The sequence below is a fragment of the Roseateles sp. So40a genome, from assembly GCF_048081605.1.
GTDB lineage: Bacteria > Pseudomonadota > Gammaproteobacteria > Burkholderiales > Burkholderiaceae_C > Roseateles.
The window spans coordinates 1,403,438-1,428,592 of record NZ_CP182288.1 but is presented as its reverse complement, the minus strand read 5'-3'; the positions used below and the strand labels follow the sequence as shown (position 1 = coordinate 1,428,592).

General features: G+C 67.5%; 20 protein-coding genes. 11 read left to right on the top strand and 9 right to left on the bottom strand.

Annotation, left to right across the window (positions count from 1 at the left end; genetic code table 11):
- The first annotated feature begins 85 nt into the window (after positions 1 to 85).
- Entirely contained in the window at positions 86 to 2,830 is a 2,745-nt protein-coding gene (ppc, locus tag ACNI65_RS06655; protein ID WP_416763580.1) for a phosphoenolpyruvate carboxylase, read from the top strand.
- Positions 2,831 to 2,837: 7 nt separating this feature from the next.
- Here ppc and ACNI65_RS06650 read toward each other — a convergent pair whose 3' ends face one another.
- From ACNI65_RS06650 to ACNI65_RS06630, 5 genes are read right to left on the bottom strand one after another with little or no spacing between them, the layout of a single operon-like run.
- Entirely contained in the window at positions 2,838 to 4,052 is a 1,215-nt protein-coding gene (locus tag ACNI65_RS06650) for a hypothetical protein (protein WP_416761940.1), read from the bottom strand.
- Entirely contained in the window at positions 4,049 to 5,260 is a 1,212-nt protein-coding gene (locus tag ACNI65_RS06645; RefSeq protein WP_416761939.1) for a hypothetical protein, read from the bottom strand. The genes ACNI65_RS06650 and ACNI65_RS06645 overlap by 4 nt, the downstream gene beginning before the upstream one ends.
- Entirely contained in the window at positions 5,260 to 6,531 is a 1,272-nt protein-coding gene (locus tag ACNI65_RS06640) for a hypothetical protein (RefSeq protein ID WP_416761938.1), read from the bottom strand. Before ACNI65_RS06640 ends, ACNI65_RS06645 begins: the two co-directional genes overlap by 1 nt.
- Complete coding sequence (locus ACNI65_RS06635) at positions 6,531 to 7,358, bottom strand: LytR/AlgR family response regulator transcription factor (protein WP_416761937.1); 828 nt, start codon at positions 7,356 to 7,358, stop codon at positions 6,531 to 6,533. Before ACNI65_RS06635 ends, ACNI65_RS06640 begins: the two co-directional genes overlap by 1 nt.
- A gap of 21 nt (positions 7,359 to 7,379) precedes the next feature.
- On the bottom strand, positions 7,380 to 8,456 hold the full coding sequence (locus ACNI65_RS06630) for a sensor histidine kinase (RefSeq protein WP_416761936.1): 1,077 nt from the start codon (positions 8,454 to 8,456) through the stop codon (positions 7,380 to 7,382).
- A 163-nt stretch (positions 8,457 to 8,619) separates the two neighbouring features.
- On the opposite strand from ACNI65_RS06630, the gene argH reads away from it, so the two are divergent.
- The 4 genes from argH to ACNI65_RS06610 all read left to right on the top strand — a co-directional run bounded on the left by argH (position 8,620) and on the right by ACNI65_RS06610 (position 12,195).
- Positions 8,620 to 10,059 (top strand): argininosuccinate lyase, encoded by a 1,440-nt coding sequence (gene argH / locus ACNI65_RS06625; protein WP_416761935.1) that lies wholly within the window; start codon positions 8,620 to 8,622, stop codon positions 10,057 to 10,059.
- A 3-nt stretch (positions 10,060 to 10,062) separates the two neighbouring features.
- On the top strand, positions 10,063 to 10,476 hold the full coding sequence (locus ACNI65_RS06620; protein ID WP_416761934.1) for a hemerythrin domain-containing protein: 414 nt from the start codon (positions 10,063 to 10,065) through the stop codon (positions 10,474 to 10,476).
- Positions 10,477 to 10,512: 36 nt separating this feature from the next.
- Positions 10,513 to 11,760: a DNA polymerase IV gene (gene dinB / locus ACNI65_RS06615; RefSeq protein WP_416761932.1), complete on the top strand. Its 1,248-nt coding sequence runs from the start codon at positions 10,513 to 10,515 to the stop codon at positions 11,758 to 11,760.
- 186 nt (positions 11,761 to 11,946) lie between these two features.
- Complete coding sequence (locus tag ACNI65_RS06610; RefSeq protein WP_416761931.1) at positions 11,947 to 12,195, top strand: hypothetical protein; 249 nt, start codon at positions 11,947 to 11,949, stop codon at positions 12,193 to 12,195.
- A 303-nt stretch (positions 12,196 to 12,498) separates the two neighbouring features.
- Here ACNI65_RS06610 and ACNI65_RS06605 read toward each other — a convergent pair whose 3' ends face one another.
- Positions 12,499 to 12,921: a YbaN family protein gene (locus ACNI65_RS06605; protein ID WP_416761930.1), complete on the bottom strand. Its 423-nt coding sequence runs from the start codon at positions 12,919 to 12,921 to the stop codon at positions 12,499 to 12,501.
- Positions 12,922 to 12,957: 36 nt separating this feature from the next.
- Between ACNI65_RS06605 and ACNI65_RS06600 the strand changes: the two genes are divergently transcribed.
- Both ACNI65_RS06600 and ACNI65_RS06595 read left to right on the top strand, forming a co-directional pair.
- Complete coding sequence (locus tag ACNI65_RS06600; RefSeq protein WP_416761928.1) at positions 12,958 to 13,959, top strand: LysR family transcriptional regulator; 1,002 nt, start codon at positions 12,958 to 12,960, stop codon at positions 13,957 to 13,959.
- Between the two features lie 15 nt (positions 13,960 to 13,974).
- Positions 13,975 to 15,126, top strand: coding sequence for an alpha-hydroxy acid oxidase (locus ACNI65_RS06595; protein ID WP_416761927.1), 1,152 nt, complete (start codon positions 13,975 to 13,977; stop codon positions 15,124 to 15,126).
- Positions 15,127 to 15,234: 108 nt separating this feature from the next.
- On the opposite strand, the gene ACNI65_RS06590 is transcribed toward ACNI65_RS06595, so the two are convergent.
- Positions 15,235 to 17,397: a S46 family peptidase gene (locus tag ACNI65_RS06590; protein ID WP_416761926.1), complete on the bottom strand. Its 2,163-nt coding sequence runs from the start codon at positions 17,395 to 17,397 to the stop codon at positions 15,235 to 15,237.
- A gap of 553 nt (positions 17,398 to 17,950) precedes the next feature.
- Between ACNI65_RS06590 and ACNI65_RS06585 the strand changes: the two genes are divergently transcribed.
- Entirely contained in the window at positions 17,951 to 18,655 is a 705-nt protein-coding gene (locus tag ACNI65_RS06585) for a DNA adenine methylase (protein WP_416761925.1), read from the top strand.
- The gene (locus ACNI65_RS06580) at positions 18,652 to 19,488 is read left to right on the top strand and encodes a hypothetical protein (protein ID WP_416761924.1); all 837 of its coding nucleotides are present in this window, start codon (positions 18,652 to 18,654) and stop codon (positions 19,486 to 19,488) included. Before ACNI65_RS06585 ends, ACNI65_RS06580 begins: the two co-directional genes overlap by 4 nt.
- Here ACNI65_RS06580 and ACNI65_RS06575 read toward each other — a convergent pair.
- Entirely contained in the window at positions 19,478 to 21,244 is a 1,767-nt protein-coding gene (locus ACNI65_RS06575; protein WP_416761922.1) for a DNA internalization-related competence protein ComEC/Rec2, read from the bottom strand. The genes ACNI65_RS06580 and ACNI65_RS06575 overlap by 11 nt on opposite strands.
- Before the next feature lie 25 nt (positions 21,245 to 21,269).
- Positions 21,270 to 21,500 (bottom strand): helix-turn-helix transcriptional regulator, encoded by a 231-nt coding sequence (locus tag ACNI65_RS06570; protein ID WP_416761920.1) that lies wholly within the window; start codon positions 21,498 to 21,500, stop codon positions 21,270 to 21,272.
- A gap of 292 nt (positions 21,501 to 21,792) precedes the next feature.
- Here ACNI65_RS06570 and ACNI65_RS06565 point away from each other — a divergent pair, with 292 nt between their 5' ends.
- The gene (locus ACNI65_RS06565; RefSeq protein ID WP_416761919.1) at positions 21,793 to 22,632 is read left to right on the top strand and encodes a TnsA endonuclease N-terminal domain-containing protein; all 840 of its coding nucleotides are present in this window, start codon (positions 21,793 to 21,795) and stop codon (positions 22,630 to 22,632) included.
- Positions 22,633 to 22,636: 4 nt separating this feature from the next.
- The gene (locus ACNI65_RS06560; protein ID WP_416761917.1) at positions 22,637 to 25,147 is read left to right on the top strand and encodes a hypothetical protein; all 2,511 of its coding nucleotides are present in this window, start codon (positions 22,637 to 22,639) and stop codon (positions 25,145 to 25,147) included.
- Positions 25,148 to 25,155: the final 8 nt, after the last annotated feature.

Below are 25,155 nucleotides of genomic sequence, written 5' to 3'. Positions count from 1 at the left end.
GGTGAAGTCGACCGCAAGACCTGTCACCGCCAACGCGGCGACGCGCCGCTCGATCAAGACGATCAAGGACAAGAACCAGCCGCTGATGGATGACATCCGCCTGCTGGGCCGCGTCCTGGGCGAGGTGATCCGCGAGCAGGAAGGCCGCGAGGCCTACGAACTGGTGGAGCGGGTGCGGCAGCTGTCGGTGGCCTTCCGCCTGAAGCGGGATGCGCAGGCCGGCAAGCAGATGGACAAGCTGCTCAAGGGCCTGTCGGGCGAGCAGACCGTCAGCGTGATCCGCGCGTTCAGCTACTTCTCGCACCTGGCCAACATCGCCGAGGACCGCCATCACGTGCGCCGGCGCGAGGTGCACGATCGGGACGGCTCGCTGCAGCCCGGGTCGCTGGCCTACGCGCTGGAGCGCCTGTTCGACGCCGGCGTGCGGCCGGCCGAGGTGGCCAGGACGCTGGAGAACGGTTTCGTGTCGCCGGTGCTCACCGCGCATCCGACCGAGGTCCAGCGCAAGAGCATCCTGGACGCGGAGCGCTCGATCGCCGAGCTGGTGGGCGCGCGCGACCGCCTGCACACCGAGCGCGAGCGCACCGCCAACGAGCACCTGATCCGCGCGCGCGTCACGCAGCTGTGGCAGACGCGGATGCTGCGCTACTCGAAGCTGACCGTCGCCGACGAGATCGAGAACGCGCTCAGCTACTACCACGCGACCTTCCTGCGCGAGATCCCCAAGCTCTACACCGAGCTCGAGGAAGCGCTGCCGGGCGAGGACGTCGCGCCCTTCCTGCGCATGGGCCAATGGATCGGCGGCGATCGCGACGGCAATCCCAACGTCACCGCCGACACGATGCGCCTGGCGCTGCGCCGTCAGAGCGAGCTGGCGCTGCGGCACTACCTGACCGAGCTGCATGAGCTGGGCGCGGAGCTGTCGATCTCGCTGCGCCTGGCGGGCGTCACGCCGGCGATGCAGGCGCTGGCCGAGCGCAGCCCCGATCAGAACGAGCATCGGATGGACGAGCCCTACCGGCGCGCGTTGACCGGCATGTACGCGCGGCTGGCGGCGACGCTGGAATCGCTGACCGGCACCGAGGCGCTGCGCCACGCGGTCGCGCCGCAGGACCCCTACCTCACGCCCGAGGAGCTGATGGCGGACCTGCGCGTGATCCAGGACTCGCTGGAGCGGCACCACGCGCAGGCGCTGATCGCGCCGCGGCTGAAGCCGCTGATCCGCGCGGTGCAGGTCTTCGGTTTCCATCTCGCGACGCTGGACCTGCGCCAGAGCAGCGATCAGCACGAGCTCACCATCGTCGAGCTGTTGAAGACGGCGCGCGTGTGCGAGGACTACTCGGCGCTGGGCGAGCAGGAACGCCGCGCGCTGCTGGTGGACCTGCTCAACCAGACGCGCCCACTGCGCGTGCTGGGCGCGGAGTACAGCGAGCGCGCGCTGGGCGAGCTGGCGATCTTCGAGACCGCGCGCGAGTCGCTCAAGCGCTTCGGCCGTCAGGCGCTGCGCCACTACATCATTTCGCACACCGAGGACGTGAGCGACCTGCTCGAGGTGCAGCTGCTGCTCAAGGAAGTCGGGCTGCTGCGCGGCACGCTGGACGGCGAGGCGGTGAGCGACCTCATCGTCGTGCCGCTGTTCGAGACCATCGCCGACCTGCGCAACGCGCCGGGCATCATGCGCGGCTTCTACGAGCTGCCGGGCATGGCCGCGCTGGTGCGCCGATCGGGCGGCGAGCAGGACATCATGCTGGGCTACTCCGACTCCAACAAGGATGGCGGCGTGTTCACCAGCAGCTGGGAGCTGTACCGCGCGGAGATCGCGCTGGTGAAGCTCTTCGACGAGCTGCGGGCGGACGCTCCGCTGACGCTGCGCCTGTTCCACGGCCGTGGCGGCACGGTGGGTCGCGGCGGCGGTCCGAGCTATCAGGCGATCCTGGCGCAGCCTCCGGGCACGGTGAACGGCCAGATCCGGCTGACCGAGCAGGGTGAGGTCATCAACTCCAAGTACGCCAATCCGGAGATCGGCCGGCGCAACCTGGAGACGCTGGTGGCCGCGACGCTGGAGGCGACGCTGCTGCATCCGACCAAGCCGGCGCCGCAGGCCTTCATGACGGCGGCGCAGGCGCTGTCAGATGCGAGCTTCGCGGCCTATCGCGGGCTGGTGTACGACACGCCGGGCTTCGCTGATTTCTTCTTCGCCACGACGCCGATCCGCGAGATCGCGGAGCTGAACATCGGCTCGCGGCCCGCGTCGCGCAAGGCCACGCGGGCGATCGAGGACCTGCGGGCGATCCCGTGGGGCTTCAGCTGGGGGCAGTCGCGCATCACGCTGCCGGGCTGGTGCGGATTCGGGTCGGGCATCCAGTCCTTCCTCGGGAAGGACAAGGCGGGGCGTGAGGAGAAGCTCGCGCTGCTCAAGCGCATGCACAAGCAATGGCCGTTCTTCAAGACGCTGCTGTCCAACCTGGACATGGTGCTGGCCAAGGCCGACCTGGACATCGCGCGGCGGTATCTGGAGCTGGTCGAGGACAAGCGTCTCGCGAAGAAGATCTTCGGCGCGATCGAGACCGAGTTCGCGCGCACCGAGGAGGCGCTGGCGCTGATCACGGGCGAGTCGGACCGCCTGGCGGCGAATCCCGCGCTGGCGCGCTCGATCGAGCATCGCTTCCCGTACATCGATCCGCTGAACCACTTGCAGGTCGAGCTGATGCGGCGGTACCGAGCGATCCCGGCCGAGAAGCGCCAGGAAGATCCGCGCCTGGAGCGCGTGCAGCGCGGCATCCACCTGTCCATCAACGGGATCGCGGCGGGGTTGCGGAATACGGGTTGAGGTCGGATCAGGACGCCGGCGCGGACGCCGCGGCGCGTGAGCGCGGCGGTGGCATCTTGCCCAGGCGTCTGAGGATCTCGACCTCGCCGACCTTGGCGCGTTCGATGTCGGCTTCGACCAGACGCGCGACCTGGGGGCAGCCCATGTCGTGGTTGCCCTTGGCCGACTCCGGCGCGCGCCAGGCGTCGAACTCCGCCACGAGCTTGCGCAGGACATCGGGGCTGTAGGGCAAAGCGGGCTCGGGCACTCCGAACTCCGAGATCGCCAGCTTCGATGCGATGAAGCGGTTGATGACGACCGGGTCCTTGTCGATCACATCCAGTGCCAGGTCTCGGCAGACCTCTCGCGTGGCCGGGATCGCGGCGCCGGCGGAACTGGCCGATCGCGCAGGACCAGTGCGACCGCAGGCGCGCCGCAAGCCGGTGGACGAGACAGCGAACTCCGCGCCATCGACGCCCATGGTCACGATGGACACTGGCAGCAAGACAGCCGGGTCGACCGGCCCGTCCGCGGCGATGCGCGTGATCAGTTGCCCCTGGGTGCCGGACACGCGTGAGGCCGACTTCGCGGTGAGCATGGCCTGGAGCGCGGCCGCCTGCGGCGTCGACTGCGAGGCCAGCGTCCACCAGGCGGCGGCGTTGTCGGGGTCGAGTTCCGTCCACCGCTGCGCGGTCAGCGCGTCGCAGGCCGGGTGCGTGCGACGGGTGTCGTCGACGTTGCGCTCGAAACGTGTCGGGTCTTCCTGCAGCAGCGTCATCCAGAAGGCGCGGGGACAACTGCGCAAGGCCAGGCCATAGACCAGCGGATCGGTCGTCGTGCGGCCGATCTCGCCGATGTGCGTGACGTCATTGCTCAGGATCGCCGCGGTCAGGCGGCCCAGTTCATCCGGCGCGAGCGCGAGACGCTTGACCTGGGCGGCAACGGCGTCCTTCATGTGACGTTCGAGCCGTTCGTTCATCGCGTCGGTGGGCTCGGCGCCTTCATCCATGAACGGCGCGCCGCAGAAGCGTTTTCCCTTGGGATCCGCCGCATCGGCCTGCCGCGTGGCCTCGGCGAGCAAGGCCCAAGGTCCGCCCTGCCCGGCGCTGGCCGCGTGCGACGACGGCGCGACGGGTCTCGTCTGCGCGAGCACGACGGCGTCATGTGGCGCGGCGCTCCACCACCACAGCGCCACTGCGCCGAGTGCCGACATCACCGCACCAGCGATCAAGCCGCGCTTCATCGACGGCTTCCTGAATCAGTCACGGCGCCCGATGCAGCATCGGACGCCCCGAGGCTCGTCGGTCTCAGCCGGAGGTAGGCCGCCAATTCGCCCTCACTGGCTTTTGCGATCTCCAGCGACTGCAGCCGCTTCGCGCTCTGGCAGTCCAAAGGTTCGTCCGTCCATGACGCCCCCATCCTTTTCAAAGCGAGCAGTTCCCGTTGGATGTCCTCCAACGCCTTCATGCGGTAAGACAACCTATCGGGCGACACGCCGTGGTCGTCCATGGCTTCCCGCATGGCAGATCGGCGCGCCGCCACCGACGTCTGTCGCTCGGCCGCACCGATCATCAGGTCCTGACAGGTCTTTCGTTGCTCAGGGGTCGCCTCCGAGAACCTGCCGCATGCCGCATCCAAGCCGAAGGTGGTCCTGGGAACAAAGCCGCCATCCAACTGTCTCGTTCGCATGAGCAGCGGCGTGAGCGCCGCCGTGTCGTCGGGGAAATCAGCGGAGATCCGCTTGAACATCTGGCCGGTCAACTGGGCCACTCGTGGAGCGGCATTGCCCGTGCGCACGGCGCGCTGCGCGTCCTCGCGAGTACGCGCCGTCGCGGCTAACGCCCACCAAGCCGACGCGTTGCCGGGATCGACTTCCACCCATCGCTTGAATGACAGACGCTCGCAGGGCGAGCCCGGAATCTCGATCTCGTCCCAATGCTTCTCGCCGCGGGCTTGCGCCTCCATGCGCACCCGGAACCGCTTACCGACGTAGACCTGCTCGCACGCATACAGGCCGAGGCCGTAGACCACCGGATCACGCGTCGCCTCGGCGATCGACGCGATCCGCTCGTCGTCTTGCGCCAGCACCGCCGATGTCATCTGGCCCATCTCATCGGTCGCCAGGGCCAGTCGTTTCGCCGTGGCTTCCACAGCCGCGTCGATGTGTTGCTCTAGCCGCTTCTTCATGGCCGGCGTCGGTTTGTCGCCTTCATCCATGAACGGCGCGCCGCAGAAGCGTTTGCCAGGACCTTCGGCCGCATCGGTCTGCCGCGTCGCCTTGGCCAGCAAGGACCAAGCACCACCCTGCCTCGCGCTCGCGGCCGTCGACACGGTGGTCGCTCGCGCGGTCTTGGCCAGCACGACACCATCGTGCGGCGCGGGCATCCACGCCCAGAGCGCGAGGCCTCCGAGAATCGCGACCACCACGCCGGCGATCACTGCTCGCTTCATCAACGAGCCTCCAGCACGTCGCTGTCGTCCTCGGGCGGCGGCGGGAACACGATCGTCGTCGTCGCCTTCGGGTTCATCCGCCGGAACGCCTGCAGATCCCCCTCGGTCACCGCGGCGACGTCGAAGGCCAGCAGCTTGCGCGCGCGCCGACACGTGAGCCGGTCACCCGCCTGCGCATTGCCCAGCGATCGCCAGGTCTTCACCACGCGCGTCCAGTCCTGCAGTTCCTTCAGCGGCCGCGGCACCTTCTCCGGCGCGACGCCATACATCGTCACCGCGAGGTTGGTCAGCTTCGCCTGTTCCTCGATCGCCGTCTGCCGCTTGATCGCATCGACCAGCACGTCCTCGCAGGCCGCCCGTCGCGACGCGTCGCCCTCGGGCTTCAGGCCACATGCCTGATGGAAGGCCAGCCCGATCTGCGACAACCGCATGTCATCGATGCCCCGCGTGTGCACCAGCAAGGGCGTCAGCGCCGCCGCCTGCGTGGCACCGTCAGCAGCACCATCCGCGGCGATGCGCTTGAACAGCTGCCCCTCCAGCGTCACCATCCGCGGCGCCGCATTGGCCGTGCGCATGGCCCGCAGCGCCTCATCGCGATTCCTCATGGTCGACGCGAGCATCCACCACGCCGTCGCATTCCCGGGATCCACCTCCACCCATCGCGCGACGCTGACCTGATCGCAGGGCGAGCCCGGCACCGTCGGATTCACCAGCGACTTCTGCCCGCGTCGCCCGGCCTCCGTCGCCAGCTTGAACAGGACGTCGGCCTGCAACTGCCGGCACGCATGCACCGCAATCCCGTAAGCGACCGGATCCCGCGTCTGACTGGCGATCGAGGCGATCCGCGATGCGTCCTTGGCCAGCACCGCCGACGTCATCCGGCCCATGTCGTCCGGTGCCAGCGCCAGGCGCTGCGCAGTCGCCGCGACGGCCGCGTCGATGTGCCCTTGCAGGCGCTGTTCCATCGCGGGGGATGGCCTCGCCCCCTCATCCATGAAGGGCGCACCGCAGAAGCGCTCGCCCTCGCTGGCTGCCGAGGACACGGGCTGCGGCCCTGACGCTGCTCCGTCCGCCAGCCGCGTCGCCTCGGCGAGCTGCACCCAGGCCGCGCCCGATCCCGCGCTCGCGGCGGCCGACGCCTGCTCGACGCGTCGGCTCTCGGCCAGCAACGCGGCCTCGCGAGGATCACCCGGCCACCACCACAACGCGAGCCCGGCCAGGGCCAGCGCCACCGCGCCAGCCACCACGCCCGCCCTTGCGCGGCGCCGCATCAGCGTTGCCCCGCCAGCGCCTCCCGCACCGCCGCGACCTGCCGTCGCGACACCGCGAGCCACTCGTTCACATGGGCGATGCGCACCGCCCATCCCAGTTCACCACCGTTGTCCGCGTCGCCCTCCGCGGGGCCGTCGGTCGGTACGTGCCTTTCCAGCTCGCGCACCGCCGAGCGCGCCACCAGCGCGTTGCGATGCACGCGAAGGAATCGATCGCCCAACCGCTGCTCCAGCTCGCTCAACGAGCCGTCCATCACATGGCTCTGCGTCGCCGTGCGCAGCGTCAGGTACTTGAGCTCGGCCTTGAAATAGAGCACCTCGGACAGCGGCACGCGCAGCAGCCGGCCGCGCTCGGTGATGTTGATCACCGGCGCCTCCGCGCCCGGCGTCGCGCCCGTCGACTGGGACTCGCGGGCCTCGCGCGCCTTGGCGGCCGAGCGCTCATCCAGCCGCTGCGACGCGCGGGCCAGGCTGGCCTGCAGCCGCTCGCGGCGCACCGGCTTGGTCAGGTAGTCCAGCGCCTCCAGCTCGAAGGCCTGCAGCGCATGCTGCGCGTGCGCGGTCACGAACACGATCGCCGGCGCGAACGGCCGCCCGCGCAGCGCCTGCGCCAATACCAGCCCATCCAGCCCCGGCATCTGCACGTCCAGCAGGATCAGGTCGCAGGCGTGGTCGCGCAACCAGGACAGGGCCTGCTCGCCACTCCCGGCCTCGGCGCTGACCTCCGCGCGCGGCTCCTCGTTGGCCTCCACCAGCCCCCGCAGCCGCAGCCGCGCCAGCGGCTCGTCATCCACGATCAAGACCCTCAGCGGGGGATGCGTCAGCATGTCTTCCTTCCTTGTCCTGGCTCAGCGCGGCATCACGATCCGCACGACGAAACGACCCTCGCCCGGTCCGGCCTCCAGCCGCGCCGCGACGTCATGCATCAGCCGCAGCCGCTGCCGCACGTTGCGCAGGGCCAGCCCGTGCCCCTGCCCGCGCGAGGGCAGCCCCACCGTGTTGGAGACCCGGATCTCGACCTCGCTGCCCCGCGCGCGCGTCACGATGTCGACATCCCCGCCCAGGTCGTTGGGCTCGATGCCATGGCGCACCGCGTTCTCCACCAGCGGCTGCAGCAGCAGCGGCGGCACCCGCGCGTCGGACGCATGCGGGTCGAGCTGCCAATGCACGCGCAGCCGGTCGCCGAAGCGCAGTTGCTCGATCGCCAGGTAGCGGCGCGCCAGCTCGACCTCCTGATCCAGCCGCACGCCCTCGGCGGTCGGTCCCGCGTCCTCGAGCGCCACCCGGAACAGCTCGGCCAGGTCTTCCAGCACTTCCTCGGCGCGGGTGGGATCGACGCGCACCAGCGCGATCGCGGTGTTCAGCGTGTTGAACAGGAAATGCGGGCGGATGCGCGACTGCAGCTCCACGAGCCGCGCCAGCGCGTCGGCCGGCGCCTGCGCGCGCTCTCGCAGCTTGAGCCAGCCCAGCAGCACCGCGGCGGCCAACGCGCCGCTGAGCGCCGCGGCCATGCCCTGCATCGCGCCGAGCCGGCCGAGCTCGACCGCCTCCAGCAGCCGCGCGCCGCCCAGCGCGCACAAGGCGCCGAGCCCGATCGGCGCGGCCCACTGCGCCCACTCGGGCCAGCGGGCCAGCACGTTCTTGGCCGCGCACACGATCAGCAGCCAGGCCAGCACGGCGCTGAGCGATCCGACCGTCGCCCCGCCCATGGACCACACCCATTGCGCCGGCGTGTTGCTGGTCATCGCCAGCCCCAGGGCCAGCACGAGCTGCACCCCCAGCACCGCGCGCAGCACCAGGCCCACGTGGCAGACGTCGAATCGGCGGCGGGCATCGATCAGGCGCGAGGGCTCCACGGGACGGGCGTCCAGGCGGGTCTCTTCCCAGGCGGGTGCCACCCTCTCCTGCGTTGCCTCTGTGGACATCGAATCCTCCCGTCCCCGCACTGTCGCGCCCTCTTGTCTGCGGCCCCGGAGCGCCCGGACGGCGCCCCCTTTAGAATCGGCGGCTCATTCTCACCCAGGCGTCGCGCCGCTTCCAATGCGGGCGCGCCCGGGGCACCGCCAAGTCGTAACGCCTTGCAAGCCGATGTCCTCCTCCCCTGCCCAGCCGCCTGAAGCCCACCAGCCCGCCGACAACCAGTTGGCGAATAAATCCCAGGCCTGGTCGGCCCTGTTCTCCGAGCCGATGAGCGAGCTGGTCAAGCGCTACACCGCCAGCGTCGACTTCGACAAGCGGCTGTGGGCCGCGGACATCGAGGGCTCCCTGGCCCACGCCGACATGCTGGCCGCGCAGGGCATCATCGGCGCCGACGACCTGGCCGCCATCCAGCAGGGCATGGCCCAGATCCGCGAGGAGATCACGTCCGGCCGCTTCGAGTGGCAGCTCGACCTGGAGGACGTCCACCTGAACATCGAGGCGCGGCTCACCGCGCTGGTCGGCCTGGCCGGCAAGCGGCTGCACACCGGCCGCAGCCGCAACGACCAGGTCGCCACCGACGTGCGGCTGTGGCTGCGCGGCGAGATCGACACGCTGGTCGGCCTGCTGGGCGAGCTGCAGCGCGTGCTGGTCGACCAGGCCGAGCGCCATGCCGACGTGATCCTGCCCGGTTTCACCCACCTGCAAGTCGCGCAGCCGGTGGCCTTCGGCCATCACATGCTGGCTTACGTGGAGATGTTCGCCCGCGACGCCGAGCGCCTGCTTGACACGCGCAAGCGCGTGAACCGCCTGCCGCTGGGCGCGGCCGCGCTGGCCGGCACGAGTTATCCGCTGGACCGCGAGCGCGTCGCGCGCACGCTGGGCATGGAAGGCGTCGCGCAGAACAGCCTGGACGCCGTCAGCGACCGCGACTTCGCCATCGAGTTCAGCGCCGCCGCGGCGCTGATCATGGTGCACATCTCGCGCCTCTCGGAAGAGCTGATCCTGTGGATGAGCCAGGCCTTCGGCTTCATCGCGCTGCCGGACCGCTTCTGCACCGGGTCGAGCATCATGCCGCAGAAGAAGAACCCGGACGTGCCCGAACTGGCGCGCGGCAAGAGCGGCCGCGTCGTCGGCCACCTGATGGGCCTGATCACGCTGATGAAGGGCCAGCCGCTGGCCTACAACAAGGACAACCAGGAAGACAAGGAGCCGCTGTTCGACACCGTCGACACGCTCAACGACACGCTGCGCATCTTCGCCGAGATGATGGCCGGTCTGACGGTGAAGCCCGAGGCGATGGAACGTGCCGCGCTCAAGGGGTATGCGACGGCGACCGACCTGGCCGACTACCTGGTCAAGCAAGGCCTGGCCTTCCGCGATGCCCACGAGATCGTCGCCCACGCGGTCAAGATCGCGCAGGCGCAGGGCATCGACCTGTCGGCGCTGCCGCTGGACGCGCTCAGGCAATTCGATCCCCGCATCGGCGAGGACGTCTACGAGGTGCTGTCGCTGAAGGGCTCTCTCAACGCGCGCAACATCCTGGGCGGCACCGCGCCGGCGCAGGTCCGCGCGCAGGTGGCACGGCATCGTCAGCGGCTGGGTGGCTGAACGATGAGCACGCTGGCCTGGACCCCGGAGCTCGTGCTGGATCAGCCTGAGCTGGACCACACGCACGAGGAATTCGTCGAGCTGCTCAACCGCTACGGCGCCACGCTGGACCGCGGCGAGGACGCGCTGCCGGACTTCAAGGCGCTGCTCGCGCACACCGAGGAGCACTTCGCGATGGAGGAGCGCTGGATGGCGGCGACCGGCTTCGAGCCGGAGAACTGCCACAGCAGCCAGCACGCGATGGTGCTCAACGTGATGCGCGAGGTGGTGCGCTACGCCGAGGACCTGGGCGACCGCGAGCCGCTGACGATCGTGCGCACCGAGCTGTCGCAATGGTTCCCGGGTCACGCCGAGATGATGGACGCGGCGCTGGTCTACACGATGACCGAGCGCGGCTTCGATCCGAAGACCTGCTGACAGCGCGTGACACCCGGCGGCGCCACAATCCGCCGCATGGCCGAGCCGACGCCAGCGCTGCCCGATCGCCTGATCGCCCACCTCGACATGGACGCGTTCTACGCGTCCGTGGAGCTGCTGCGTTATCCGGAGCTCAAGGGCCTGCCGGTGGTGGTGGGCGGCCGACGCGCCCACACGCCGCAGGAGCGCCCTGACGGCACGCGCGAGTTCTTCAAGCTCGCCGACTACACCGGCCGCGGCGTCGTGACGACGTCGACCTACGCGGCACGCGACCTCGGCGTGTTCTCCGCGATGGGGCTGATGAAGGCCGCGCTGCGCGCGCCGCAGGCGATCCTGCTGCCGGCGGACTTCGACTCGTACCGGCATTTCTCGCGGCTGTTCAAGGCCGCGGTGCGCGAGATCGCGCCGGTCATCGAGGATCGCGGCATCGACGAGATCTACATCGACCTCACCGATGTGCCGGGCGCGCGCGATCCGGTCGGCCACGATCCGCTGGGCGGGGTGCGGGCGCTGGCGCGCGACATCAAGAACTCGGTGCACAGCGCCACGGGGCTGACCTGCTCGATCGGGGTGACGCCCAACAAGCTGCTGTCCAAGATCGCGTCGGAACTGGACAAGCCGGACGGGCTGACGCTCGTCACGATGGCGGACCTGCCCACGCGGATCTGGCCGCTGCCGGTGCGCCGCATCAACGGCATCGGTCCCAAGGCCGGCGCGAAGCTGGAGGGGCTGGGCATCCACACGATCGGCGATCTGTCGCTGGCCGCGCCTGAACTGCTGCTGCAGCACTTCGGGGCCGGCTACAGCGCGTGGCTGCACCAGGCGGCGTGGGGGCTGGACGAGCGGCCCGTGGTCACGCACAGCGAGCCGGTGTCGATCAGCCGCGAAACGACCTTCGAGCGTGACCTGCACGCCAAGCGCGACCGCCCCGAGCTGTCGCGCATCTTTACCGCGCTGTGCGAGCAGCTGGCGTCCGATCTGCAGCGCAAGGGCTACCTGGGCCGGACGATCGGCATCAAGCTGCGCTTCGAGGGTTTCCGCACGGTGACGCGGGACCTGACGCTGGACGCGCCGGTGCAGGACGCGGCGGCGATCCGCCACGCGGCGGGCCTGTGCCTCAAGCGCGTCGACCTGAGCCAGCGCCTGCGGCTGCTGGGCGTGCGCGTGGGCAAGCTGAGCCGGCCAGGCGAGGTCGATCCGCAGCGGCGGTCGCGGTCGGCGTCGAGCGCCAAGGCGGACGCGCCGACGATGCCCAAGCCGGAGAACCTGACGCTGTTCGGTTGAGGCTGTTTGCCCGACGCCACGACCGGGTTCGCGGTCGAAAACTGACCAACAGATTCAGGGGATGGGTCGAGTCGGCATCGCGCAAGGTTGGCGTTGCTGAAGCGCGAGGGAGGCGGCTTTTCGATTTTCGATGCATGCAATCGGCGCACAGTGACAGGCTTCAACACCTGCTCACGGAGCCGCCTCATGCACATCGATTTCACCTCTTCGAAAGCGTTCGCCGACGACCCGGACACCTCGATCGACGAGCCATCCACGCTGCCAGATCGGTCCGAATGGTGGTTCGCCGTGTTCACTCGGATCTGCGCTGGCGGCGTCATGGGCATCGCGCTCAGCGGATTCGTCGCACCGCAGAGCGCCACTCGGGATGTCATCGCAGCAGTGCTTGGCGCCGCCGTCGTCCTCGCATTTGCCCGTCGCCGCGGCGCGATCTGAAGTGAGGAGACCACTTCAATGTCCGACTTCCTTGACGGAAACATTCACGAGATGGTGGCCTCCTTGATGGCGCTCCTCTTCATGTTGGGACGACGCTTTTGGCTGAGGAAGCCGATGCTCCGCTCAACCGTCGACGACTTCGCGCTGGGCGCGTTGCTCTATCCCTATGCGCTGTTGAGCTTGGCTGTTTTCTCCTCAGTGCCGGTGCTTGCGCTCCTCTCGGGGCAACGGGGGATGATCACGATGTCAGGGATCATGGCGCTCGGTGTGACGCTCGTACAAGCCCGCAAGCGGCTGACGCGGTCACCGCGCCGTGGGAAGTCGATACAACCAGATCCCCACCGCCAGACAGCACACCGCCGGCAGCCACGGCACGACGGGCATCACGAGCCAGGAGATCACCGAGCTGACGGTCATCATTCCCCAGGCCATCTGCTTGGCACGCAAGGGGACGGCGCGCCGGGCGCGCCATTGCACGACCATCGGACCGAAGCGCGGATGACCGAGCAGCCACGCCTCGCACCGCGCCGACCCGCGCGCGAAACAGAACGCGGCCAGCAGCACGAACGGCGTCGTCGGCAATAAGGGCAGGAAGATGCCGATCACGCCCAGCACCAGGCTCAACACGCCCGCCACCAGCCACGGCACGCGCCGCCACAGCGCCGCCTCCGCTCGGGTCATCGCGCGCTCATCGGCGGAGTTGGTGGCATCGGAAACTTCGGACATCCCGACACTGTAGCCGCGCCGCTAAAGTCGCACGCCATGAGCGCTTCCTCCCACGCGAGCTCGCCCGCCGCCGCACCCACCGCCCCCGCCTCGCCCTTCGGTGCCCCGACCGACTCCCTGCGCCTGCCGTCCATCGACGGCCTGCTGGCTTTCGAGGCCGCCGCGCGCCTGGGCAGCCTGGAACGCGCCGCGGACGCGCTGCACATCAGCGCCAGCGCCGTGGGCAAACGCATCGCGACGCTCGAGGAGCGCCTCGGCCAGCCGCTGCTGACCCGTCAGCCGCTGCGCCTGACCGCCGCCGGCAAGGAGTACCTCGGCCAGGTCCAGACCGCGCTATCGCTGCTGGCCGCCGTGCCGCTGCATCAGCGCGAGCAGCAAGGCCTCACGCGCCTGAGCATCAGCAGCCCGCCGACCTTCGCCCGGCAGGTGCTCGTTCCCGCCCTGCCCGGCTTCGCCGCGGCCCATCCGGACGTCGAGCTCGAACTGCTGCTGTCCACGCCCTACCTGGACCAGCCCGCGCCACCCGCGGAGGTCGAGATCTTCGCGGGCGAGATCCCCGCCGGCGGCGTGGTCCTGCTCGACGATGTCGTCGCCCCGATGGCCGCACCGGCGCTGCTGGCGCGGCTCGGCACGATCGAGTCGCCGGCGGATCTCGCCTCGGCGCCCCTGCTGCGCACGCCGCTGCAGCCTTGGTCGCCCTGGCTGCGCGCGGCGGGCCTGGACTGGCCGGAGCCCGCCTCGGGCACGCGATTCGTCGACCTCGGCCTGACGCTGGAAGCCGCCGCCTGCGGACAAGGCATCGTGCTGGGCCGCCCCAGCCTCGCCGCCACCTACCTGCGCGGCGGCAGCCTGAAGCGGCTCTTCGACCTCGCCGTGCCCGCGGCCATGCCCTATGGCCTCGTGCGCCATGGCGACGGCGAAGCCGCACGCGTCTTCTCCGGTTGGCTCGCCCGCCATTGCGAGTCGCTCAGCGCCGGCACCCGGAAGGATTCTCCAGATCCCTCGGACAAACTTTCCGACCCGCCGACCCGCCGCTGACCTAGCATCCGGCGCATGAGCGTCATCACCTGCATCGAAGACCTGCGCGTGCTCGCGCAGCAACGCGTCCCGCGGATGTTCTACGACTACGCGGACTCCGGCTCCTGGACCGAGGGCACCTACCGCGCCAACGAGGCCGACTTCCAGGCGATCAAGCTGCGCCAGCGCGTCGCGGTCAACATGGAGGGCCGCAGCACGGCCACCACGATGATCGGCCGGCCGGTGGCGATGCCGGTGGCAATCGCGCCCACCGGGCTCACCGGCATGCAGCACGCCGATGGCGAGATCCTCGCCGCGCAGGCCGCCGAGGCCTTCGGCGTGCCCTTCACGCTGTCGACGATGAGCATCTGCTCGATCGAGGACATCGCGGCGAACACGACGGCCCCCTTCTGGTTCCAGCTCTACGTGATGCGCGATCGCGGCTTCATCCACAGCCTGATCGACCGCGCCAAGGCCGCCAAGTGCGACGCACTGGTGCTCACGCTGGACCTGCAGATCCTCGGCCAGCGGCACAAGGACCTCAAGAACGGCCTGTCCGCGCCGCCCAAGCTGACCTTGCCCAACCTGATCAACATGGCGACCAAGCCGCGCTGGTGCCTGGGCATGCTGGGCACGAAGCGCCGGCAGTTCGGCAACATCGTCGGCCACGTCAAGGGCGTGGGCGACATGGGCTCGCTGTCCGAGTGGACCGCCAAGCAATTCGATCCGCAGCTCAGCTGGGACGACGTGCAGTGGATCCGCGAGCGCTGGGGCGGCAAGCTGATCATCAAGGGGATCATCGACGAGGAGGACGCCAGGCTGGCCGCCGCGACCGGCGCCGATGCGCTCATCGTCAGCAACCACGGCGGGCGGCAGCTCGACGGCGCGGAGTCCAGCATCCGGGCGCTGCCTCGCATCGTCGATGCCGTCGGCGATCGCATCGAGGTCCACATGGACGGCGGCATCCGCTCCGGTCAGGACGTGCTCAAGGCCTGGGCCCTGGGCGCGCGCGGCACCTACATCGGGCGCGCGTTCCTGTACGGGCTGGGCGCCATGGGGCGGCCCGGCGTGACCCGCGCGCTGGAGATCATCCATCGCGAACTGGACCTGACCATGGCGTTCTGCGGCCATCGCGAACTGGCCCAGGTCGATCGCGGCATCCTGTTGCCGGGCACCTTCCCGACCTGAACGTCAGGACCGGAAACCGCCCCGTCGCCTCGCCCGCGCAAGACAAGGGCCGCCCCATGAAAAACGCCCCGCATCGCGGGGCGTGGTCACGTCGGATCGGTCAGCCGATCACAGCGCGTTCATTTCCTTGAGCAGGCGATCCGCCTTGTCGACGACCTTCATCTGCCACAGCATGTAGCGCGCATCCAGGCAGATGCTGCGGTTCATGTGGTCGTTGAAGTCCCAGTCGGAGATCACCGCGTCCAGCGTGCCGTCGAACAGCAGGCCGACCAGCTCGCCGTTGCCGTTGAGCACCGGCGATCCCGAGTTGCCGCCGGTCGTGTCCAGCGTCGCCAGGAAGTTCACCGGCACCGAGTCCAGCGCCTTCACGCCGTACTTGTCGAAGCGCTTGGCCTTGATCGCGGCCAGTTGCTCGGCCGGCGCGTTGAACTCGCCGTTGCCCGTGTGCTTGGCCACGATGCCGCGCAGCGTCGTGAACGCCGTCCAGGTCGTGCCATCCACGCCCGGGTTGCGACCCTTGACCTGACCGAAGGCCACGCGCAGCGTGCTGTTGGCATCCGGATAGACCGGTTGACCGCGGCTGGCCTTGAAGTCGATCTCGGCCTGCATCGTCGCCGCGTAGGCCTGCTGCATCTTGCCGGCGAGTTCCTTGTCGCGGTTCTCGCGCGCCTGCTCGTCGGCGCGCAGCGCCACGGCCGCCTTGACCAGCGTGTCGGTGCTGGCCTCGAAGGCCGCCGCGTCACGCGACAGCCACGCGGTGCGCTCAGCCTTGTCCGTCAGCCTGGTGCCCGCGTACAGCGCGTCCACGCGCGCGCTCACCGCCGCGGCGTCCATGCCGGCGCGCACGCCCAGCGCGTTCAGGAACGCGGTGTTGAGCTGGTCCGCCGGCTGCGACAGGTACTGCGTCAGGAAGTGGCTGACGACCTTCTTCTCGGTGATCTCGTCGAAGCGGCGATCCACCGTCTCCACGGCCTGCTTGCGGCGCAGCTGGTCACGGTCCTGATAACCGGACTTGCGCTCGGCATCCGGCTTCTGACGCTGCAGCGCCTGCTCGTACAGATCGCCCGCGCTCTTGACCAGCGTCGGCGTCGCGTAGCTCAGCAGGAACTCGCGGCGCACGATGCCCTGGCGCTCGACGATCAGGCGATCGACCTCGGCCAGCGCCGGGCCGTAGCTCGCGCGGCGCTTGGCGTCGGCGTTCACCCAGGCCTTCATCTCGTCGAAGCCCGCCTGCTTGCGCGAGAGGATGTCGCTGCCCGCGTAACTGGCCATCTGGCCCTGGTAGTTCTTGTAGTAGTTGTTGACGCCGGCCACCGTGTTGGCCAGCTTGATCTCGGCGTCACGCCGGCCGGCGGTCGCTTCCTTGATCAGCTCGAGCTGCTCGCCCATGGCCTTGACGCGGTGCGGGAAGTCCCACGAGAACGCGAAGTCCACTTCCTTGGGCAGGCGATGGCGATTGGTGCGGCCCGGATAACCGGCCACCGCGACGAAGTCGCCTTCGTTCAGCGGCGAGCTCGCCAGCTTCAGGAACTGCGCAGGCTGGAAGGGCTTGTTGTCCTTGCTGAAGTCGGCCGGCTTGCCGTCCGGTCCGACATAGGCGCGGTAGAAGCTGTAGTCGCCGGTGTGGCGCGGCCACATCCAGTTGTCGGTGTCGCCGCCGAACAGGCCCACGCCTTCGGCCGGCGCGTGGACCAGGCGCACGTCGCGGATCTCGAGCTGCTTGGTCAGCTGGTACATCAGGCCGCCGTAGAACGAGCCCACCGAGCAGCGATGGCCGGCGTCCTTCTCGCACGCCGCGACGATCGCCTTCTCGTTGGCCTCGATCGCGTCGATGCGGGCCTTGCCCTGCAGCGCCGCGGTGGCCTTGTCGACGATCTTGTCGGTGACGTCGGTCAGCGCGACGGTGACCAGGATGCGGCTGCCCGGCGCGGCGGGCAGTTCCTCGCCCAGCGACGCGGCGAGGAAGCCGTTCTTGAGCAGGTCCTTCTGCGGCGTCGAGTTGTACTGGATCGATCCGAACGCGCAGTGATGGTTGGTCACCACCAGGCCCTGCGGCGACACGAAGGACGCGGTGCAGCCGCCCAGGCTGACCACGGCCCCCATCGGATAACCCAGCGGCTGCGAGAGCCGCGCCGGGTCGAACTTCAGACCCAGGGACTTCATGTCCTTGGCCACCAGCGGGAGCTGCTGCGGCATCCACATGCCTTCATGCGCCTGGGAGGCGCCGGCCGCGGCGCCCAGCGCCAATGCGACCCACATCACTCGTTTCATTCGCGGGACTCCTGTCCACCTCTTTGAGAAGGGGCGAACCATACACGAGGGACGCCGCCGCACCCCGTGCCGATCGGCACCCGTCCCTCCCCCTGTCTGCATGCCACATCGCGGGAAAACCCAGGGCCGCACTCGGGCTCCACGTCCTGGGGATGGGATAACCCTGACTCGAAACTTACACTCTCGCCCATTCGTTTTCCGCCGTCCAGGAGCCCGTCATGACCCTCACGCAGCTCAGCCAGGTGAAGCGCTGGATGGTGATGCACAGCACGCGGCACCCGGTGGAACTGGCGGTCTGGAACGTGGTGCTGACCATCTGGATGCTGGGGTTCATGGGCGTTCCGGGCGCGTTATTGATCCAGGCGTGGATCGCACTGCCGTTGTGCCTGTGCGCGTGGATGTTGCCGATGGCGTACACCGGCGGGCGGCGCCGGCTGCACCGCTCGGGCCGGCTGCGCTGCGACTGGCTCACCGCGCTCTGACGTCGAGTTGATGGTGCGCTGACGCTGCCAGCGCCTTGACATCATCGTCAGATCTGACGATGATTCGTCACATGAAGTATCCAGGTGGCAAGGGGAAGACGTTCCAGCACGTCATCAACCTCATGCCTCCGCACCGGGTGTACATCGAGACGCATGTGGGTGGCGGCGCGGTTCTGCGTCACAAGCTGCCCGCGGCGCGTTCGATCGCGATCGACGCGGACGAGCAGGTCATCGCGCAGTGGCGCGCGAGGGCGATGCCGGACGTCGAGTTCATTCACGGGCGTGCGGAGGCGTTTCTCGCGCAGCACGTGTTCCAGGGGGACGAGCTGGTCTATGTGGACCCGCCCTATCACCCCGAGACACGGCGGCAGACGCGCATCTACCGGCATGAATACGACGCGGACGACCACGAGGCCCTGCTGACGCAGCTCGTGGGCCTGCCGTGCGCGGTGATCGTGTCGGGCTATGCGCATCCGATGTACGACGCGCTGCTGCGGGGATGGCGCACGACGGAGTTCCGGGCGAAGACCCACACCGACGTGCGCACCGAGACCTTGTGGTTCAACTTCGAGCCGCCTCGGATGCTTCATGACAGCCGGCACCGCGGAGCCAATTTCCGCGAGCGCCAGACCCTCAAGCGACGTCTCGAACGTCTTCAAGAGCGTGTCCACGCCATGGACCCGGTCGAACGCGCCGCGTTCACCCAATGGCTGAACACCACCTATCCAGCCGCCCAGAGAGGCGGCGTTGCCCTCCCCGGCATTGCTTTCCCATGACCCAGATCGTCGCCCTTGTTTCCCGCCACGGCACCCTTCACCGAGAACTCCCCGATCCCCATCAACCCATCCTCACCGGCGTGCGCTGGGGCGCCGTCGAGGAATTCCCTACGCCCGCGTACTGGACGCAGCAGGCGCTGACCCATCGCCTGGAGGCGCCGGCACCACGCGCGTCGGGCCGCTCGCTGGCCGAGGAGGTCGGCGCGTCGTTGCTGGGCGGCCCCGGCATCCCGGCGGCGGTGGGTCTGGCCGCCTTCACGCGAGTGCGCGAGCGCGGCGCCTTCGTGCAGCCGGGCGTGTGCGAGGCCATGCTGACCGCGTGGCTCAGCGAGCCGCTGGACGTGCAGGGCAAGGCGCTGGGTTTCCGCTTCGCGACGCAGAAGGCGCGCCACCTCGCGGCGGTGATGCCGGCGCTGCTGTCGGCGCCGGACTTCGATTCGGGCCAGGAGGTGCGCAATTGGCTGATGGCGCTGCCCGGCGTGGGACCGAAGACCGCCTCGGCGATCGTGCGCGGCTGGTCGGCGTCCGAGGACGTCGCGCTGCTGGACGCGCACCTGCTGCGCGTGGCGCAGGTGATCGGCCTGTGCGCGCGCAAGCTGACGGTGGAGCGCCATTACCTCGAGGTCGAGGCGCGACTGCTGAAGCTGTGCGCGGCGATGGAGGTGCGCGCGTCGGAGCTTGAGGCGGTGGTGGCCGCGGAGATGAACCGATCGCCGGAGACGGCGCGTTTCCTCGTCGATCACCTGGAGGCGACGGCACCCGCGACGAAGACCGCGACCAAGGCGCGCGCGACGCGAGAGCCCGAGCAGATCGCGCTCGTGTTCACGGCCTGAAGGGCGCGGGGTCCGGATCCTCGTCAGGGAGGGCCGTCTCGGACGGCTCGCCGAGCGCGATCGGCGGCGTCAACCAGTACCGCCGCCGCAGCGCCCTTTCGCAATCGCGCATCGGCGGGCCCGATCGATCGCTGCGCCAGCGCCACGCGCCGCAATCGGCCGTGTTCACGACCGTCGCGCCGATCGCGGCGTAACGCGCCAGCACCTCCGCGCGTGGATGCCCGAAGCGGTTCAGGAAACCCGACTGCACGGCCGCCACCCGCGGCCCCACCGCCTGCACGAAGCTCCATGACGACGAAGTCCGGCTGCCGTGGTGCGGCACCACGAGCACCTCGGCGCGCAGGCCGTCGACGCCCTCCTCGCGCGTCAGCCACGCCTCCTGCGCCGCTTCGATGTCGCCCGTCAGCAGCACGCGCCGACCGGCCGCCTCGACCCGCAGCACGCAGGACGCCGCGTTGCGCTTGGCGCCTGCCCCGGCAGCTTGAATCGCGTCTTTCGGCCACAGGACCTCGAAACGCACGCCGTCCCACTCCCAGCGCTGGCCCCGCCGGCACGCTTCCCCGCCGGGCACCGCGCCCAGGCGCCAGGTCACCGGCAAGGCCTGCAGCAGGCTGGCCGTGCCGCCCGCATGGTCCTGATCGGCATGGCTGACCATCAACGCGTCCAGCCGGTGCTCGCCCAGGCCGCGCAGCAGCGGCAGCACCACGCGCTGGGCCGCGTCCGAGCCCGGTCCCCATCGCGGTCCGGCGTCGAAGGCCATCGTGTGTCCGTGCGTGCGCAGCACCGCCGCGCCGCCCTGCCCCACATCCGGCAGCCAGAGTTCAAAGTGGCCCAACGCGGGCCGATCCAGCGCCGGCCAGAACAGCGGCACGCACAACGCCAGTCCGGCCAGCCTCGGCCGCCAGCCCCAGGGCATCGCCAGCGCGACGCCGCCCGCCAGTCCGAGGCCCTGCGCCCAGCCCGGCGCCCAGGGCAGATGCCAGACCGCGAAGGGCCAGGTCCTCAGCAGCTCCAGCCCGGCATTGAGCGCCGCCACCAGCCACGCGCCCAGTTGCCACAGCGGCGGGCAGATCGCGCCCAGCATCGCCAGCGGCGTGATGACGTAGGACACCAGCGGGATCGCCGCCGCATTGGCGAGCAATCCCACCACGGCCAATTGCTGGAAGAGCAGCAGCGTCAGCGGCGCCAGGCCCAGCGTCACCAGCCACTGCGTGCGCCATGCCACGCGCAAGGCGCCGCGCCAGCCGGGTTCGGCGCGGTGGTCGGCCGCCATCAGCAGCGCGACCGCGCCGAAGGACAGCCAGAAACCCGCCTGCGTCAGCGCCCACGGGTCGGCGACGCACACGCCGAGCGCCGCCGCGAGCAGGCTCATCGGCCAGGGCCAGCGCGCGCCGAGCTGGCGCAGCAACGCGAGCAGCGCCAGCAAGCCCACCGTCCGCTGCGCGGGCACGCCCCAGCCCGAGAACACCGCATAGAAGGTCGCGGCGAGCACGCCGATCCACATCGCCGCGCGTGGCGCGGGGACGGCCAGGCACAGCCGCGCGCTGCGTCGCCAGGCCCACGCGCCGATCGCACCGGCCAGCCACGCGAACATGGTCACGTGCAGGCCGCTCACGCTGAGCAGGTGCGCCACGCCGGTGTCGCGATACAAGGCCCAGTCCGACGCCTGTGGAGATTTGCAATCAGCCCCTACGCCTATGCAAATGGTTCTACGCCAGCGCCGCCTTTGCAATGCCTCATACGCTAGACAAGTCACTCATCTCGACCGTTTGCAAACGCTCCTACTCTCCACTCAGCAATCGCTCTTCGGCAAGCGCTTTGCCAATCGCGTTCGCCTGCAACTGAAGCGCTCCCTCACAGTCTAGCGACTCCAGCAGTCGCTCAATGGTCGCCCGGCGCCAGAGAGCCTTACGCCCGACTTTTACTGGCGCCGGAAGGGCGCCTCTACGAACGTAATTGGTAATCGTTCGAACTGTCACTTTAAGTATCGAAGCGAGTTCATCCTTTGACATGAACTCCAACTGCCGGCTTTCGATTCCCATCCTTGCCCCAACTGTCAATTGAGACACTAGAGAATAAATTAAGCTGACCAAGATGTCAGGTCAAACTCAATAAAACCGGACATCGCACAAACAATACAGTTAGCCAATTTCACATTACTTACTGTAACGAGTGGTTATTGTATAAATATCTGCACCAAAGCCGGCAACAAACGATAGTACAGGGTCACCCAAAGAAGACGCCCGTTGCTGCGCTGTGGTTGAACCAATTTTCGGACGCCATCTACTCGCCAAGGAGGGAAGAATGTCTCGAGGCATCCAGCTCTTCACTGAAGAACGCATTGTTGAACTTCAACGGAACGGCCGTGGCAAGGGTCGATTGGCCTCCTACACGCCGTGGTTGTTTGCAACCGAGGGCTATTACGACGGAACGACGCACGAGCTACCAAGCCACAAGTTCGGTCGGACGCACCAATTGCTCTCGGATGGGGAGCTCTCGCTCTTCTACATTCTGGAGCGTTCCGCGGCCGTACATGACGTGCGCGAGCAGTTTCCGCTAGACCGGGAACTCACCATGGAGGTGGCGCACTCACTTGGTATCAAGCACCAGTTCTACGACGGAACTCATGTCCCCTACGTGATGACCGTCGACTTCATGGTCGACCGACACGTGGGCCAGACGACCCGGCTGGAGGCATACGAAGTCAAGGTTGCGCATGACCTCGAACAACCACGAGTTCTTGAATTGTTGGAAGTCTCTAGGGAGAGTCTGGCGCGACTCGGCATCGAACTTCACATTGTCGTGAAAGAACTGCTCCCGCTGCAAAAGGTGAAGAACCTGGGATGGGTGCGCAACGCTCAACTGGAGGAGAACGCAGTCGAGCAATACGAGGGGTACTTCGAAGACTACAAGGCGCGCATGATGCAGGAGCTCAGCACGTTCACATTCGAAGGCTCACTTTCGGATTACTGCGAAGACTTCGACCGGCGCAATGGGGTTTACAAGGGTACGGGCTTGCGTGTAGCACGCATGCTCGTTCTCTCGCGCTTCTTATACATGGACTTCAGCTGCGAATCACCCGAACGGCTTCACATGAGTACTTTCCGTCTCGCTTCGGACCGTGAAAACACGGACCGGCCGTAGCCTGATGACTGAAGTTCCGTTCAAACGGAATGAGCTGCTAGTTTCCAATGAGGATGGCAGCGTACACCGCTTACTCACCTTCGACCTTGCCCGGGATGAGGCTTGGTTGATTCTGGTCGGCAAACACGCCAGACTGGCCCTGCCCTATCACGCCCACTACTCCGAGCTGCGCACCAGATTTCGACTATTCGCATTGGAGCAGGGAGACGTTGCCCAGAAGCCCTCTCGTCTTAAGCTGTCCGCTGCTGAAGCACAGCATGCGGACATAGCTTGGACACGCATCGAGCCCTTGATTAATGCACCAGGCATCTTCCTGCCGTCAATTCGAAATCAGTTGCTCAAACAGCGCTCTGAAGATTTGAAGGCTCAAGCGTTGGATGAGGCGGAGGCGCGTAGACAACTGACAGCGCGAGCAAAGACCCCTGACATTGAGTTTCCTCCGCTGGTCACCGGCACGGCGAAAACTCTTCTTAAGGACCTCCGCAGCTTTTGGCAAGGCGGCCAAACACAGGATGCACTGCGTGGCCATTTCACCAACTGTGCGCATGGCCACGCCGCTGGCACAGCCTTGCGCGGGAGAAGGACAAAGGAAGACGTTCGCCCTTTCCAGCGCACGCAGGTCGATGACGAGAACATGCGGGACGTCATCGAGACCGTCTACCTCAAGCTCAACACCGATGCGAACCTGGTCGACACCCGTCAGGCCCTTAGAGAGAAGTACTACAGCTACGTAGACGGCAATGGGCGCTCATACCTGAAGCCAGAAGCCGAAGCTCCGAGCTACCATCAGCTGTATCGCTTCTTGCACGAAAACTATCCCATGGAGACCGTGATTCGCAGGCGGAAGGGCGACAAGGAGTTCGAACAAAACCACCGCTCAACTGAAGGCTCAATTCAGCAAAAGTCCCACGGAGTTGGCCACCAGTATGAGTTCGACGCAACCATCGTAGACGTCGAACTGGTAGCGACCAAGAACCGGAGTCTGATAGTCGGCAAGCCGACGCTTTACTTAATCATCGACCGTGAAAGTCGAATGATTGTGGGCTGGTACTTGGGCTTCGAAAACCCCTCGTACACCCCCGCGATGCTGGCAATCCTCAGCATCGGTGAAAACAAGGAGCGACTCTGCGCATATCTTGGCATCGAATACGACCCCTTGGATTGGCCAGCCCATGGCATCCTCCCCCTGTCATTCGTTGCGGACCAAGGTGAGCTGGTCCATAAACAGGCGCGAAGAATCACGCGCTCCATCCGGGCAATGCTGACAAATGTCCCTGGACTTCGACCTGAAATGAAGCCCTTGGTCGAGTGTGGTTTCGCATTGCTGCATCGAATAATTGCCCCTACGACTAATGGCTATGCGGCAGATGCCCACAACAGGGCACGACGGGCGCTGAAGAATGACAAGCAGTCGCTTATCCTCAAGGAACTGCTGTCAATTATTGTCAAAGCCATCATTGTCTACAACCGGACGATGCAGACCGACTACCCGTTGAACTTTCAGCAGGTAGAAGACAAGGTCCCTCCGAGCCCCCGTGAGCTCTTTCGCCACGGAGTCCAAAAGCGCATGGGCCTGCTCGACATCATCGACTTTGACAAAGTGCGTTCGGAGTTGCTACCTCAAAGCGACAAGACGTCAATTTCCGGAGACGGGCTCCTCTTCAGCCGCCTGTATTACGGCTCAGACGAAGTCAGGCGTCGCGGCTGGCTGGTTGAGGGCCGTGTCAAACGCAAGAATCTGACAGTCTCTTACGACTACCGCTTGGTTGATGAGGTCTACGTTCACGCGCCAGGGCCAAGCGGGGAACGGCTGGCCCTGCAGTTGGTGGGGGACAGCGTGAAATTTCAAGGGATGTCATTCGCTGAGGTAGCGCGCTACTTCGCCGAGGTCGACAAGCTCACAGCTCCCAGCAAGCAGCTCAAGAGTCAGGATACGTTTGAATTCAATCAGCATGTCGCACCCATAAACGCTTATGCCCTTAAGGAGATGCGCAAACAGGCGGAAGGAATGTCGCAGAACGGTCGTCGCAAAGACCTCCCTGAAGTTCGAACCGAGGAGCTTCGCAACGAACGGATGGAGACTGCGAAGGCGTTCAGCGCGAACGGCGGCCATGCGGCCGCGCAGATGGTCGAATCTTCAGACCACGAACGGGAACAAGTGCCGGCGAATCTTTTCCCCCTTAGCGGAACCTCGCGTCCCGATGAGGCCGCCCCAGTCGGTAGCAACACGGCCGATGCCGCCATGGACGATGCCCCGGTCAACTCGCTGGTTGAGCAACAGCCTACGGACCGCAGCGACGCGTCAGAGCAAGTGATGGGGCTCGCGGAAACGTCCCTTCCTTCACTCGTGAGTTCGGAGACGTCTGAGGAAAGTCTTCCCGACGACATGCCCCGTACATCCAATTCTGAAGATGACGAATCACCCGCAGAGGCCACGCCGCCAGGTTCCGACAGTCAACCGCTGACCTTGCGCGAGCGCGTTGCTGCGATACGCCGACGCCAGAACACGCCTTGAGGAGTGCG